At 43.4% G+C, this 14,595-nt stretch carries 17 protein-coding genes; 4 read left to right on the top strand and 13 right to left on the bottom strand.

The window, feature by feature from the left end; genetic code table 11:
• The 5 genes from ACEYW6_RS30440 to ACEYW6_RS30460 form a co-directional block, all read right to left on the bottom strand.
• Window positions 1-1,826, bottom strand: a 1,826-nt coding sequence (locus ACEYW6_RS30440; protein WP_412982712.1) for an NB-ARC domain-containing protein, incomplete at its 3' end; no start/stop codon positions are given.
• A gap of 96 nt (window positions 1,827-1,922) precedes the next feature.
• Entirely contained in the window at window positions 1,923-2,363 is a 441-nt protein-coding gene (locus ACEYW6_RS30445) for a hypothetical protein (protein ID WP_412982713.1), read from the bottom strand.
• Between the two features lie 161 nt (window positions 2,364-2,524).
• Window positions 2,525-3,193, bottom strand: a complete 669-nt coding sequence (locus tag ACEYW6_RS30450; protein WP_412982714.1) for a hypothetical protein — start codon at window positions 3,191-3,193, stop codon at window positions 2,525-2,527.
• Between the two features lie 84 nt (window positions 3,194-3,277).
• Window positions 3,278-5,914 carry a relaxase/mobilization nuclease domain-containing protein gene (locus ACEYW6_RS30455; protein WP_412982715.1) on the bottom strand — a complete coding sequence of 879 codons (2,637 nt, stop codon included), beginning with the start codon at window positions 5,912-5,914 and terminating at the stop codon, window positions 3,278-3,280.
• A gap of 4 nt (window positions 5,915-5,918) precedes the next feature.
• Window positions 5,919-6,344 (bottom strand): plasmid mobilization protein, encoded by a 426-nt coding sequence (locus ACEYW6_RS30460; protein ID WP_412982716.1) that lies wholly within the window; start codon window positions 6,342-6,344, stop codon window positions 5,919-5,921.
• Between the two features lie 124 nt (window positions 6,345-6,468).
• On the opposite strand from ACEYW6_RS30460, the gene ACEYW6_RS30465 reads away from it, so the two are divergent.
• From ACEYW6_RS30465 to ACEYW6_RS30480, 4 genes are all read left to right on the top strand, one after another.
• Window positions 6,469-6,756, top strand: coding sequence for a hypothetical protein (locus tag ACEYW6_RS30465; protein WP_412982717.1), 288 nt, complete (start codon window positions 6,469-6,471; stop codon window positions 6,754-6,756).
• Window positions 6,757-6,883: 127 nt separating this feature from the next.
• Complete coding sequence (locus tag ACEYW6_RS30470; protein WP_412982718.1) at window positions 6,884-7,387, top strand: hypothetical protein; 504 nt, start codon at window positions 6,884-6,886, stop codon at window positions 7,385-7,387.
• Window positions 7,384-8,208 (top strand): hypothetical protein, encoded by an 825-nt coding sequence (locus ACEYW6_RS30475; protein ID WP_412982719.1) that lies wholly within the window; start codon window positions 7,384-7,386, stop codon window positions 8,206-8,208. Before ACEYW6_RS30470 ends, ACEYW6_RS30475 begins: the two co-directional genes overlap by 4 nt.
• Window positions 8,192-8,935 carry a hypothetical protein gene (locus ACEYW6_RS30480; protein WP_412982720.1) on the top strand — a complete coding sequence of 248 codons (744 nt, stop codon included), beginning with the start codon at window positions 8,192-8,194 and terminating at the stop codon, window positions 8,933-8,935. The genes ACEYW6_RS30475 and ACEYW6_RS30480 overlap by 17 nt, the downstream gene beginning before the upstream one ends.
• Window positions 8,936-9,000: 65 nt before the next feature.
• Here ACEYW6_RS30480 and ACEYW6_RS30485 read toward each other — a convergent pair whose 3' ends face one another.
• The 8 genes from ACEYW6_RS30485 to ACEYW6_RS30520 all read right to left on the bottom strand — a co-directional run bounded on the left by ACEYW6_RS30485 (window position 9,001) and on the right by ACEYW6_RS30520 (window position 14,437).
• The gene (locus tag ACEYW6_RS30485; RefSeq protein WP_179076094.1) at window positions 9,001-9,207 is read right to left on the bottom strand and encodes a hypothetical protein; all 207 of its coding nucleotides are present in this window, start codon (window positions 9,205-9,207) and stop codon (window positions 9,001-9,003) included.
• 94 nt (window positions 9,208-9,301) lie between these two features.
• The gene (locus tag ACEYW6_RS30490) at window positions 9,302-11,203 is read right to left on the bottom strand and encodes a hypothetical protein (RefSeq protein ID WP_412982721.1); all 1,902 of its coding nucleotides are present in this window, start codon (window positions 11,201-11,203) and stop codon (window positions 9,302-9,304) included.
• Between the two features lie 64 nt (window positions 11,204-11,267).
• A complete protein-coding gene (locus tag ACEYW6_RS30495; protein WP_412982722.1) occupies window positions 11,268-11,984 on the bottom strand; it encodes a hypothetical protein in 717 nt (238 codons plus the stop codon).
• Entirely contained in the window at window positions 11,984-12,394 is a 411-nt protein-coding gene (locus ACEYW6_RS30500) for a hypothetical protein (protein ID WP_412982723.1), read from the bottom strand. Before ACEYW6_RS30500 ends, ACEYW6_RS30495 begins: the two co-directional genes overlap by 1 nt.
• A 1-nt stretch (window position 12,395) precedes the next feature.
• Window positions 12,396-12,653, bottom strand: coding sequence for a hypothetical protein (locus ACEYW6_RS30505; RefSeq protein ID WP_412982724.1), 258 nt, complete (start codon window positions 12,651-12,653; stop codon window positions 12,396-12,398).
• Window positions 12,654-12,837: 184 nt separating this feature from the next.
• Window positions 12,838-13,074: a hypothetical protein gene (locus ACEYW6_RS30510; RefSeq protein WP_190900337.1), complete on the bottom strand. Its 237-nt coding sequence runs from the start codon at window positions 13,072-13,074 to the stop codon at window positions 12,838-12,840.
• 44 nt (window positions 13,075-13,118) lie between these two features.
• The gene (locus tag ACEYW6_RS30515; protein ID WP_228039136.1) at window positions 13,119-13,394 is read right to left on the bottom strand and encodes a hypothetical protein; all 276 of its coding nucleotides are present in this window, start codon (window positions 13,392-13,394) and stop codon (window positions 13,119-13,121) included.
• A 5-nt stretch (window positions 13,395-13,399) separates the two neighbouring features.
• Complete coding sequence (locus ACEYW6_RS30520; RefSeq protein ID WP_412982725.1) at window positions 13,400-14,437, bottom strand: ParM/StbA family protein; 1,038 nt, start codon at window positions 14,435-14,437, stop codon at window positions 13,400-13,402.
• Window positions 14,438-14,595 lie beyond the last annotated feature (158 nt).

Raw genomic sequence — 14,595 nt, forward strand, 5'->3', positions numbered from 1 at the left:
GCCTCTGGTAACAAATCAGGAGGCAGAATAGCCGCCAAACTACTTAGGGCATAGGCGCGACTTGAGACATCCTGAATCTCCCTAGCAGCAGCCAGAGCCTCTGGTAACAAATCTGGCAGTTTAACAGCCAAACTACTTAGGGCATAGACGCGACTTGACTCAGACTGAATCTCCCTAGTAGCAGCCAGAGCCTCTGGTAACAAATCAGGAGGCAGAATAGCCGCCAAACTACTTAGGGCTTTGGCGCGACTTGACTCAGACTGAATCTCCCTAGCAGCAGCCAGTGCTTTTGAAAGTCCTAGTTGTTTTAGGTTTGGTGGCAGGTGATTGACTAGCTTTGTAAGCAAGTTTGCTTTCTGTTCTGGATTCGAGCTTTGTAGCACGTAAGCGAGTCCTTGCTCAGGAGTCCAGACATTTTTTTGAACTAACGCAATCAGCAGTTCTACTGGTAAATTAGCTGCCAGACTATTAAGGGATGCAATAATCAAAGCATAGCGACACTGCAACCCAATAACTTCTTGAGGCTGGGTTGTAAGAGTCCACGAGTCTTCTGCCAATTGCCAAGCACGAGCAACATCAGTTACAAAGTTGGCAGTTTGTCCCAAGCGATCGCATGCTTCATACCAACCATTACCTGCTGTTTTGGAATCTTCCCGCAACAAGGAGTGAATCCCTTCTATCTGTTCAGCCTTTTCCAAGTGCCAGACTAAACGCTGATGGATATAACCGTCCGACGGTAGGGTATGCCACAAACCATCTTGGGTTTTTTGTCGGTATTTCTCCAAAAAAGTAGCGTGAGCAAGAGCAAGAGTTATACCTAGCCCTGCTAAATCACCTCGACGCTTCGGTGTTGCAGGAGAAGTTAATAGATTACGTGCTAAATCGTGGAATAAGTCATGTAAACGATAGGTCGCTGTTCCATCTACCAAAGGGACACCAGACAATAACAATGCTTTAGAGTGCAAGTAGCCCAACTCATCGGCTGCATCCCGCTCATCATCCATATCCCATAGCGTTACAGCCATTTGCTGAGTAATAGTTACATCCTCTGGTAATATTCCCAGCCAGATGAAATTTTCTCGTGTTTCGTTTTCTAATCGCTGGACGCTCAAATTTAATGATGCAGTTAAACTGAGTTTTTTTAAGCTTGCTTCATCATTGGCATCTCTGGCTGCTTTATCATCGATTGTTCTTAAGCGAGCTACCTCTTTCTGCATATCCTGCACAAGAACTGTCCAAGAAATACCACCAGCAACTTGAACAGCCGCTAGTTCCAATGCTAAGGGCAAATAACCAAGCTCTTTGGCTAAAACCTCAGCCGACTGAGTTTCTGCGTTAGTCAGGTTACGTCCTAATTTTTTAGTCAGCAGTTCCATCGCCTGGGATGGCTGCATCACATCCAAAGAATATGTGCTGGCTCCAAGAACTTGGGCGATTGCTGCTTCGCGGGTTGTTACCAAAACTTGACAACGCGCTCCACCAATATTAAACGCTTGTGCATCCTGTGTATTCCAAGCATCGTCTACTATTAGTAGCACGGCTTTATCATACAGCAGTGTACGCAGTTGATTGGAAGCTCCTTCCACGCTAGTGGCTTTAAAGTTGTAGTCCCCCAATGCCTCTACCCAGCCACTAAGCAAGGAGAGAAGATTAGGCTGCTGACCTAATGTTGCCCAGAGAATCCCATCACAAAAATGAGCTTGTACTTCTTTGTCATGTGCTATTGCAGCTGATAAGGTCGATTTGCCGACAGAACCTAAGCCGTGAATGGCAGTGATAACTAAAGTTTTAGTATTTGATGACTCCGTAAGCAGACGAGTTTTCAAATCCTGTCTGTATTCTGGTCGATCTACGTAATAAGTTGGCAGGGGTGGTGCTTGTTGGGGATTTGACTTTACCCGTTCTCTTTCGGGCGACTCCAGTCAAATATTGAAAGTACTACCTCTTTGGTCAATAGTTTGCGTTTGAGCTGCATTAATCGCTTTTTCGATATTTTGGCTAAAAGTTGAAGGATATAATTGTTGAGATTTCTCCACAGCTTCTTTTATCTCCCTCAAAATTTCAGCCAAATTTGATGGTGGATGAGTTTCTGCTGCTGTTACTAATTCCTGTGCAGCTTGAGCTACTTCCGGGTTAGCCTTAGCCGCAGATTCTACTTCCCGTACAGCTTTGCCATAATCGAGTGGTTGAGATGGTGCTTTTTCAATAGCAACTACAGTCTGGGGAGAGTGTTTTTTGAGAATGACGAGAAACTGACCAGTTTTATCCCATAAAAGTTCTCCTACCTTTTCTCCCGTTTTTTCTAATGCTTTGGTGGCAATAACAGTTCCAATTGCGATCGCACCAGCAGTTAATGGCTCCATCTACTACCTCTTCAGCGTGGCATCATATTTTACTATTACCACATGGTTTCTGTTCTAAATTACGCAATTAATGGAATAAATCTTTAGTTGGCTTATTGTTTAGGCTCATAATTCATGCAGCATTACACGATTGGGCTAATACGTGGAATACAGGACTGAAACTACTTACCAAACCTGATAGTCCAGCAATCGTCTCGCAAATCTGGCGGGAGTTCTGCGGGGAACTCATCAGTAGCATCTATCATGATGCTAAAGTGTTGATCCGCGTATTTTCCTAACCTTTTGATTTCACGCAGCCATTTTGCAAGGTTCTTACCCATAAAATCAGGATTAGACGTATCGAGAATCAATAGACGTACTCCGCTACTAGCCATCCGTCGCAACCGTTTCTCAATTTGCTTAGATGTAATTGATGAAGGTTTAATACGGTAGGGGTCAGCAACATTGAAACTCATGACAGCTACACTGTATCGACCTTCTTTTATTGCATCGCCATTATCAATACTGCCCATGAAAATGAAAACTTCATGGTGAGGGGGGCAGGATTCGTGATCGACAACGTTCAAAACATTAGTGGCAATTTCTTTATTTAGGTATTGATGAGTCGTTGATTCATCCAGCCACAAAGTCTCAAGCCCATCTTTGTTTGGGTAAGTGAACGAGCCTTTGTCTGGGTGAAACTCTCCAACATTAATTAAGGCATACCCTTTGCCAAACTCCCGCTTCATTTGATGTATCTGCTTAAACGCCTTCGCCACAAAACTTGTATCAAGAAGCACTTGTGAGCAGAAGTCACTTAAAGCTTGCTGCAAAATTGAATTGGCATCCACAATAAACAGGGCTGTATTTGAAGTTGATGATAATAACTCATTCTAGTATGTTTAATTGGCAGTGATTTCAAGTTGCGCCATCGGTTAGAGAGAGATACCTTTAGTCTGTCTTCTTTCTTGTCGCTCTGCCTCTGATATTATTTGTCGCAATACGCGCTCTGCTTTTTGCCATAGCTGAATATCTTCTTCCTCTATTTTCCCCATATTAATCGGTAAATACTCAAGCTCACCTGACTGGTTTCGGTTGACTGCCACTCGAAAAATCTCACCTCGTTCATCATGGGTAAATACCAATTCTCTACCCTGCTTCTCTAGAGTTGCACGTTTGAATCTCAGGCTATTTGAACCAGTTTCTCTTAATTGCCAGTTGATTAATTCAACAGCAATAGGCACAGCATAGGCTAAGAATTCCGATTCAATACGCTGCCTTTGGTCGAGTGACTGTTCTGGTTCTGACTTTTGAGTTGCCAGTTGATTACTAGCGATTAGTACCAATTCTCTGGCTTCATCTTGTGTCCATCCGGCTGGACTGGCAAAGATAATTTCTTCAACCTCCTCAGATGACTTATTATCTAATAGCGCCCGTGTAGCGATTTGTTTGTCTCGGTCAGTCACTAATAAGTTTTGCAAGTCGGCGCTGTAATACTCATATAACTCGGCTGAAATATTATCTTTTAACTTTGGTTCATCTGTGGTTAAAGTTGGAGTTTGATTAAGAGCAATTGCATCCACTGGTTTTTGTGATCTATGCAGTTGCTCCAAATAAACAATCGCTGCTTCCAGGTCGTCGAATATGGTTCTTCCGGCTGATAGCTGCTGATATTGAGAAAATTGTTGCGTTAATTCTAATACTGTTTGGGTTAATGCTGACTCGACAGTTGATTGGTCAATATAATCAGAGATTGATGAAATAGCTCTTTTCTCTAGATATGATTGTAACTCAGCCGCAAGCTCTGCATCCAGGTCATTAAATGTAGCTTTAGCTTTAACAAGTCCCTCTTTGTATTGAGAAAGTTTTTGCGTTAATTCTAATACTGTTTCAGTTAAGGCTGACTCGACAGTTGATTGCTCAATATAATCAGAAATTGATAAGATAGCTTTCTTCTCTATATGGGATTGTAACTCAGTATTAATCACCAATTCGAGGTCGTAAAATGTGGTTCTACCTGCTGATAGCTGCTCTTTGTATTGAGAAAGTCGTTGCGTTAATTCTAATACTGCTTCAGTTAATGCTGATTCAACAGTCGATTGCTCAATGTAATCAGAGATTGATAAGATAGCTTTCTTCTCTGTATAGGATTGTAACTCAGTTGCAAGCACTGCATCCAGGTCATTGAATGTAGTTTTAGCTGTAACGAGTTCCTCTTTGTATTGAGAAAGTTGTTGCGTTAATTCTAATACTGCTTCAGTTAAGGCTAACTCGACAGTTGATTGCTCAATATAATCAGAGATTGATAAGATAGCTTTCTTCTCTGTATGGGATTGTAACTCTTGAGTAATCGCCGATGATAGCTCGTCGAATGCGGTTCTACCTGCTGATAACTGCTGGTTATATTGAGAGAGTTGTTCTGCTAATTGTGGCAACGCTTTAATCAAGGCATCATCAACTGCTGACTGTTCAATAAAGTCAGAGATTTTATTTATTAGTTCTGAAATGGCTCGTTGCCCCGCATCTGATTTAGCTGGGTTTATCTGGTGTTTAGTTTCGGCTATAGCTTGAGCTTTTTTCGGGAAAATGGTTGATATTAGTTGTTGATTAACTTGGTTATTATCTACAGATTCTAAGAAATTAGTTAAACGTTTAATTTCGCTATCATCACGTTTAGGGTCGTAGTTTATCCCCAATTCAGACTGGAGCTTTGTAAAGGAACACTTATATTTATTGAGATTACCTCCCTGTTTCCAGAGCAAACGGGGGCTACCATCTTCATTAACGGAGCCGACATCAATACCAAATTTAATACCCCTTACCCCACCGTGACCGTAATAACTTACGATGGCTTTGACTTGATGCTCTCTCCATAACCGCTCAACTAGCTGGGGCATTGTGGGTTTATCTACTGCCACTTGCTCAATCGCCCGTCGCATTATTTCTTCACCTGGAAGCCCATCGCGCTCGACTCGTTCCAGTTGATTCCGAGTCATAGCCTTTTGCTTACTCTCCCAACTACTTTGGACTGGGGTTAGCTGAAATTCTCGCTCTAGTAGTCGGGCGGAGTGTTCCGAATGGGCGTAATTGTTCCAAGTGCGAATAGATTTACCATCTAGGTTATTAACTCTAGATGCAACGATGTGGGTGTGGTCGTGTTCTTTGTCTGAGTGTCGCGCTATAAAAAAGTCATAAGCTGGTAGCTCAGTTTCTATAAATTCATCAACTAGCTGGTTTAGTTTAGTATCAGCTATCCTTTTATCTGGTTGTTTGACTTGGGATTCATCACCTTGAAGCCGCGACAGTACAATGACAGATGCCAAGTGACGTTGAGACAGATTAGCTAATTCGTCATCATTTAGCGTTCTATCATTTTTCGGTACACTAAGCATTAAGTGATAGCATGGGTCTTTTAGCTGCGGGTTAAGATGGGCTGATAAGGTAAACTGCTCTACCAGTTCATTGGTACTTTGACCGTACATATTCCCGCCAATAATTTTAGCTTTCTCTTTCTCCAGCACATATTTAGTAGTACCGCGAAATGATTTATTAGCTTTGACTTTGGTAATCATTGCGCTACCCCTCTATTGATACTTGGGTGAGTGATTGGCGAGTCTGTTCTAAAAGTGCTGTTAATTCTTCAATAGTTTTCAAATATAATTTCACCTCATTAGTCAGGGGTTGGCTACCCACTTTTACAGCTTCGTTAATAGCTCTAGTCTGTTGGTTTAGGTTGTTGCCAATTTTCTTTAGCTCGTAGATAGCCTGTCGGTTCAGTTCGGGAATGACTAATTTAGGATGTGGTAAAGGGTAGTCAAATAATCTCGCTCTTATATAGTCACTTTGCACCACTCCACTGCACCGTTGCTCTAGCCTCACTTTCTCGGCATGGCTAGCCCTAAACGTGATGGTTATTTCTCGCTTTTCATCTAGTGCTACTGACCGATTGGTTAATGTGTCAGCTAGTTGATTACTGAGGTTGGTACGAGGGTCTGGCTGCATAACTAATTAGGAGTTCATTTATCTGCTTATTCATTTTTAACCGGGTTATTCGCTGTAGCTGCTATGGCGCGGAGCGCCGAGCAGGTAGGCGAATAACCCGGAACTCTCTTGACTTATTCACCCCTTGAAAAGAACGATTTTTCGGGGGTTTGGGGGATACCCCCAACAAGCAACCACGCCGCTTTTACCGGAGGTAAAAGTAGCACGTAGTGCGTTACGGCGTATTGCTTGCCTCACCCCACGACAGGACTGGGGTATAGGCAAGCAAGGGGCACAACGGGAGAATGGGGGAGTACGAGACTTTGGCGAACCACGATTGACTCTGTGCAACAACCTCGGTTACACCGAGGGCAGGGTCTGTTTAACAATGCTGCCAATAGCCTTTGATATCAAAGTGGTGATTCATGGGTAACTACTTTTTTAGACTAGTCTACCTCACGAGGATACAAACCTTTTTCTGTTGATATTCGTCACATCACGACAAGAAACTTAAACTTTTTCTGACCACGACTTTTTTACAATGGAGTAATTTCTTACTAATGCTGAATATGTCGCGCAAACCGAAAGCTGTCCCTTTATCAAAAATCGAAGATATTCAAACCAGTCTTAAACAGAAAGCGGCGACTCCTAAAACTATCAGCGTGTCAGATTTAGTTAAAAGTTTGGCTAAACCTATTCAAGATATGTTAGATGCTGGCTACTCTTATGACGATGTTTCTGATGTGTTTAAAGGTCATGGGGTAGAACTGGCGGCCAGTGGTCTGAAGAGTTTTCATAAAAAATCTTCAACAATAACGGAGAAGAGTTCGAGTAATGAATCAGAACATAAAGCGGTTGATGAATCAGTTAATTCTGACTCCGAGCCAGAATCAACTGATTCATCAATCTCAAATAATGACTTGGTTTCGCCAGTAGAGCCGGACAGTTCACCAATTGATAGTAGTGAACCATCCGGCTCATCATCAACTAAAACTAGTAAACGAAAGAAAACAACTCCTAATACTTCTTCCCAATTTAATATCACTGATAGGAGCGAAATATGAAACGGATCGTGATGATACTGGGGGGCAAGGGTGGTACAGGTAAGACTGCCTTTACTCGCTTGCTACTGGATGTAATGCACTTAAAGGGGATTAATTATCTAGCTTATGACGCAGATACAGAGAATCCAGAACTGTACGAGTACTATCAAAATTTTGGTTCAGGGGTAAGGCTGTTAAATTTCCTAGAGGTGGCAGAGGCGAAACGCTTTTTTACGGAAATCAAAGCGGAATCACCCGACTCAATAATAGTAGATATGCCGGGGGCATCAAGCAATAAAACCAGGGAGATTATCAGTAAGTTTGGGTTATTCAAGATTGCAGGTGATTTGGGTTATCGGGTAACGCTGGTGACTGTGCTTAACCTTGGGTACTCGGTGATAACCAGCTTAAAAACTATGGCTGAGTTCTGTAGCGATAAAGCAGATTATGTGGTGGTAAAAAATCTCTGCTGGGATAAAGGTTCAGGTTTTCAGCGCTGGGAGAATAGTAAAACGTCGGCAGCGATAGCCGAACTAAAAGGCATAGAAATAGATATGCCAGAGCTAGACTACTCGACCTTTGACACGTTGACAGAAAAAGGTCTACCTTACTCGGCTGCGACTGAAGAGAACGGATTTCCCTTTGGGGATTACCTACTGGTCAGTGGGTTCTTAGATCAGGCGAAACCAGAACTTGAAAAAGCTGGGGCTTATTTGGGGTTGCAGCAACCTCTTGTTCTAGTTGCTGCTGAATCGTCTAAGGCTTCAACATCAAAACAAACATCTATCACTGCATCTACTTCTGGTCGGGGTAAAAAGAAAACTAATGAACAGCAACAGTAATAGCAACGACAATCACAGCAACCCTCACTCTGAAACTGCCGATTCAGTAGAAAGCAGTGAACAGGGTGAGGTCAAGATAGCACTGGGCAGATTATATAGAGAGTTTGAGAATTTTAAGCAGTCACAAAAAACTGAACGCGAAAGGGATAGGGCGGAGTTACAAGCATGGTCACAGACGAATTTAATTCAGAGTCAACTCCTCAATCAAGCGATAGCGACAATCGAGCTCCTGACGAAGGAATTGAAGAATCAGAATCTCTCATCGAGCGAGTACGAGAAGAACAACGAAGGCTTGAGACAAGAATTAACTCCCTTACTGACACAGTTAAAGAATATGCCCAAGTCCTCAGCAACATTAGAGAGCTTAGAGTTCAAAGGGCTGAAAAGCGAAGTATTGCAGCTAAAACAGAACGGGAATCAACTGTTGAATCATACGAAGAACTTGACTACGGTTATTCAGGAGTTGAAGAATACCCCTCCCCCGAAACCCATCACCATAGAGAAAGAGGTTTATCGCTCTGAACCCCTAAGCCAATATGGAATGATGGGGTTGATTACGACAATATTTGCTTTGTCAATGTTCTTTTCACTGAATCAATTTATTCCGGTAAAAATCTCGGAAGATATCCACAACTATTTACAAAGTATCTCGCAGCGTACTGGTTATAGTAATGTCAAGCTACAACGGATTGAAAAGCGTCTAAGGACTGACCCAAACCAAAGATGAAGGGCAATATATAGGGATTGGGGCAAACAGGCTTAAGGTAATATTTGCCCCAACAATACAAATAATCAAAGGTAAGAATCTACAAGTTTCCCCTGAGTTGACCACTTCTCATCTAGAAGGCGACAAGCTACATAGACAACTTTTTGAGGGTTACGCTTATGTTTTCCATTTATCCCCCAGCAACGGACAGTGAAATCACTTTGATAACCTAAAACAAGTGCAAGCTCGTCGTAAGTTAACTGCCACTTTTTCTTAAACTCAATTGGGTGCATAAATTTAAATCCATCATTAGGATTTCAGGTTTTTGATGTCTTGATATCTTTGAACTAAGTGCTTTCTGAACGGCTTTTTGAGATTGCAGTAATATTAAAAAGCAGTAAACCCTAGCTTCTCGTTACCCTTCAATTGCTTGGATTCTATAAGTTGTGCAAGCGCACACCTTAAATAACGAACACTCTTTTTCTCTTCGCCCCACTTTCGGCTATTTCTAATCGCAGCAAAGCTGACTGGTGTTGCAACGGCTGAAGTAACAATGTTTAAAATCTGCTCTAAATCCGCCTCAGAAATACTGACGAATTCTAGCTCTGCAATTTCAACCTCTTGGGTAGGCTTTGAGAAAATGGATTCTAGCTGATTAACTGCGTCATCTGGTGCAATTTTCTCCCCTCTGGGCATAACTGCTGGCTGGTGATGCTGCACCAGTTCCGGGAAGAATTTGAGTAATGTTCTAGCTGGATCTGGCTGACCATTTCCAGGGTGTAACTCTATCTTTAGCCAGTCAGGAATCATGCCGAGATTGCCACCGCTAACAGGTTCAGCAAAGTTATTAGGGTTGGCTTTGAAATATTCGCCACTAGCAACATTAATTTTTCGCAATCCGCCAGCGCTGACAGACTGAGCTACACAGCCAATGAAGTTAACTGATTGCTTAAAGGTGTCTGCTAGTCCTGCTGTGGCCTTGCCAACCACAGAAGTTAAGTTGGAGCCATGCAACACAATAATTAATGTACCGCCAGACTTAGCGAAGCGAGAAAGTAAATATTGAATAGCCCAAGTGCGATCGCTCTCATCAAGTAGGGACAGCAACCGCATCGCCTCATCAATGACTAACAGTAAGTTTTTGTGGGAGTAAGGTTCACTTGCATCTAACCCTTTAAGAAATTTAAGCAAGTCACGGGCAACTAGTTTATCTGCCCCGTCCGCATCTTTTTCGGGGTATTTCAGAGCAGAAATCAGATTGCAACTAAAGGGGTAAACATCCACCCCGGCTGTAAAGTATTGAGTGTTTAATCCCGAATCTAAAGCTAGAGATAATGTTGCTAAGATTGCTGCTAAGGTTCCCTTACCACCTCGCTGAGTGCCAGCGATCGCTATCACCTGGGAACTCATCATGTCTTCTATTTGGAAACCACTTTGAGTTAAAGCCGCGATGAGTGCGTTAGCTCTATTCGTCAGAGGGAGATGAGTTATAGTCTCTGGTGCAAGCCCATTAGCTGATGGCTGTAATTCTGTAGGTTTAGAAGGAGAAGCGGCTTGGTTCATCTGCCTAATATCTACAGTCGGTGATTGAAATTGCTTGATATTTACGGTCGGTGGTAACTGGGTTTGAGCTTGTGCGATGGCACTTATCTCTGACAGATTCACACGGCTGTCAATGGTCACATCCTGTAAATGGAGAGCCATACTTTGATAAGTGGGTAGCTGACGACCCTTGAGCTTGCCAAACCAGCCAAACATCCAGCGATAAGCATAAAAACGTTTTCCTGGCTCAACTTGCGTTAAATACTGCCCAATATTTTCAAATTCAGCATGAAGAAAGGCGTACTCTTCTGCTGATTGTCGTTCTAGAAATTTAACAGTATTAGCAAGATAATCTGCTTGATAATTGCTGCGATTATCATAGTCACCAGCACGAGCAATCGCGTCTATAAAGTTGCCTCGTACAAATGGTATTGGTGCAATTTCTTTAGTGCGGTTGGAGTGTTCGACAACAAACCATAACCACGCAGCACCGCCAATTAAACCACCAACTATAGCCAAAGGATTGACCGCATAACAAACCGCTCCTATACCCCCAGCCAGCAAACCAAGTACACGGGTCATGTCTGCTTCATTCTCAGCCGACCGCGCCATTTCAAATAATTGATCCTTGCGCTCTTGCAACCATTCAGAAATATTTCCTGCCTCCAAATGGGATAAGGCGGGATAAGAATCGCGTAAGTACTCGGTTTCCTTAGTTGTAATTTTTGGGATATTATTGCTTTGCATAAAACAAATGCCCTGTTGAATTAAGAAGCCGCTCAATGTAGAGAGTTGTTGAGCGGCACTGGCTTTAATCTTTGGTCAACCGCCAGATGGCAAACCCAATTTCACCCGCCATCATTGTGCCGATGTTAAACAATATGCAGCCCAAAATCATGAATGGGGCTGTGTAGTCAAATGGGTTACGAGCCGCAAAGGTGGTGACAATATCAAACGCCCAAACCGCAATCACAACTAGCCCTGCGCTAGAGCGATCGCGTGTACCTGCGGTTTTGTAGTCTTGCCAAAGTTGGCCTACCAAGTCAATCTTGCCACTGGGCTTGGTTTCAAGCTCATAAACCATGTGGTCTTGAAGTTCCCGCCTAGCTGAATCTGGGTTTTTACCCCGTAGGGCATGGGCTTCGATGACCTGAACACCTACAGAAATTATGGATGCAAGGTAAAAAAACGGGTTGAACAGTGCAAACGGCACATTTAGCCAATTCCAAGTCGGCTCAAACCAGGGAAAAACAGGGGGCCCAGTAAAGATTAATTGCCAAGTTGAATCAGCACTAATTACAGAACCGCCAATAAATAAAATCCCACCTACCAAGGCACGACCCGCGCCACCGTTAGCAACAAACTGATTAACAATCGCGGCGGCTGCTCTAATGGGTAAGCCAACAATCATCACAACAGCCTTGGCACAAAAATCTATGATTTCACCAAGCGTTTGCTTCTTACCCTTGGGTTTACCATCAGTGTTACCAGTGCTATTACTTTCTGCACCAGATGTTCCTAACGCCATTACTTCCTCCTCACTGGTTTGATATTTTGAACGCTTTTACAAATCCCTTTGGCTTTGTGCTTCCACTTCCAAATTCCTTCTTCAATTCGCCCAATACACCTACCCGTTGCGTCAAAAACATCAACAATCTCGTCATCTTGATAAAGGGTTGGGTCTGGTCTGGGATTGCGTTTACTGCTGTCAAAATAATTGGTAATCCTCAGTTTTCGAGTTGTGGGCATGACTCCCGCCTCATATAAGGCATCGCTGGTTTTAGCCCGTTCTTCTATGCGCTGACGTTCTAATCCTTCGGTGGCTTTTAATCTTTCGGCTTCTGCATAAGCCCCTAACTTGGGAATCAAGGGGATAATTACAGGCAAGAAGCAGACCCCGACACCAGCCAAGGCTAAATACAGTTGCTTCTTGTACATCTCACTGTGCCATCGCGGTAATCAGTGCAAACTTCTCCCATTGCTTTAACTCATGCAGTCGTTTCAATACTGACTCCGCTTCATTGCTAGGAGCGGTAGAAGAATCACATTCTAACCATGCTTCATGGGCTACACGTGCAATTAACCAGAGCGTGTCTGATTCGCTCATCTTCTCTAGTCCTTCGCCCCATGTCTCACACATATCTTTAATCAGTGCGTTGTCGTGGGAGAGGGAATAATATCCTACGGGGTGCGCCATTTTGATATCCTCAATTTGTGTTTTTTCAGTTGCAACAAAAAGGCGTTTCGTGTTTCACGTTTCACACTGTGGTCATACCGTTTCTGGGTTGTTGTGAGGCTGAAACATTGATGCAACCGTTGAAACAGTTTCATGAAACGTTTTGTGAAACACTACCGCGTACAACTGCCAACAATCATGTTCTTCAAACTTGGGAGTAGAACTCGATATTTAGGATTGCTTCGTGAATCTCCATCAAGGCTTGGACAGCATCACCTATCTTTAGGTCATTAGATGTACTGAACCGTTCGGAGGCTTCAATTTGCTTGTAATTGGGAGATGCTTGCACAAACCTTAGAGTCTGTTCACAACCCAGGATAATGGTCATGATTTCGGTAGTTGTTAGGCTTGGCTGTGTCTGCACGGTATCTTGGTTGCTCATGACTTCTTCCCTTGACTTTGAGCTTTTATCGGTGCGGTTGGGGCTTAAAAACTCCCCATTGGGGCAAATTTCTTAGCTTGTGGTGATGGCTGAGGTTTGATAGATGGTGGCTGAAGAGGGTTTTGTGTAGGCGTTTGAGCTACTAGAGATGACTGTATAGGTAGTTGGTGTGAGTGCTTTAAGCAGTTAACTAGACAATCACCGTAATTGACTAGCAGCAAGGTAAACAGTTGAGAGAGATTATCGATTCCAGTCGCTTCTAAAATTTCTTCGGCTTTGGGCTTGTACTTGGGATTAAGAACAATTCTTGTTTGCGTCATTGGCATTACTCCTGATAAGCCATTGCAATGATGTTGAACAACTGCGGCGATGGGGCAATCTTGAAGCGATCTCCAGAAGTTGCACAGATAGGGGCGGCGATATCTGCACTTCCACCTACAATCAAGACTTCTCCCAACTCTGGTAGGTGTTGCGCCCACTTCGAGCGAATTTCTCTCCGGGCTGACTCTACCCACTGGTCACAGGCTTTTTCAAAGATGGAAGAGAAATCAAGCTTGTCTGTCCCGTAGAGGCAATCACCACGAGAGATCGCGTCCATGATGCCCTGTAAACTGGGGCTGTAATCGAGAGAATAAACTTCTTTCATCTCTACCGCTACTTGCTGGGCGAGTGCCTTGGTTCCGGGTAGAATCACCTCCGCATCATGGATCATGGTTCCGTTCGGCGTGTAAATTCTGGCTATAGCCGTGCCTCCCCCTAAATCCCAAATCGCGTTCTTCGCTTCGGGGAAGCTGAAAAATCCTTGATTTAAGGCGTAGTGGAATGCTGGCTCGGTTTCATCAACTGGGACAACTTCACCCACGGTATAGGTGATGTATTCGCCATTGCGTTTAAATTCTTTGGTCAGTGGGTGGTTAGCAATTCGCTTCACTGCGACTACATCATCATCATTGAGAGTATTCGGCAGTGCCACAATCATCTGCTGGATGTGTACAGATGTTTGTCCGGGATTGGGCTGGATTGCCGCTAGTGCCAGGATAGATGCTAATTGGCATTTGTCTGTTTGGAAAGTCGGCTCACCACCTAGTTCTTGAGCTAATCGCCCAATTACAAAGCGTTTACCATCAATTTCAATCAATACTGACTGGTCATCGGGCTTGAGCCGCTTCCACTGGTATTCACTGACTTCTTTCACGACACTAAGCAGACATTGCACAACGTTTTTGGGGTCAATCCATTTCACAAAACGGTTGCCGCCGTCGAAAACTACTCGCGGTCTTATCTGTCCGTGTTGTGGACTTACAAACCCGTTACTCGGCGGATATGATAAGCCGTAAGTTGGCTGGATATATGCGTAATTCATGGTTCAGATTTTAGGGTTAATTCTTTGCTTGATAAGCGTTTGCGGTCAATTCTAGGCGGCTACTAAGTCCAACTCCTATTTATCCTTGGTGTGGCATTTCACGCGCTTCATCGTCCGTTTTGCGCTCATGTCTACAATTTAGCACATTAATTCACTTT

Source organism: Nostoc sp. UIC 10607 (assembly GCF_047228265.1).
Classification (GTDB): domain Bacteria; phylum Cyanobacteriota; class Cyanobacteriia; order Cyanobacteriales; family Nostocaceae; genus Nostoc; species Nostoc foliaceum_A.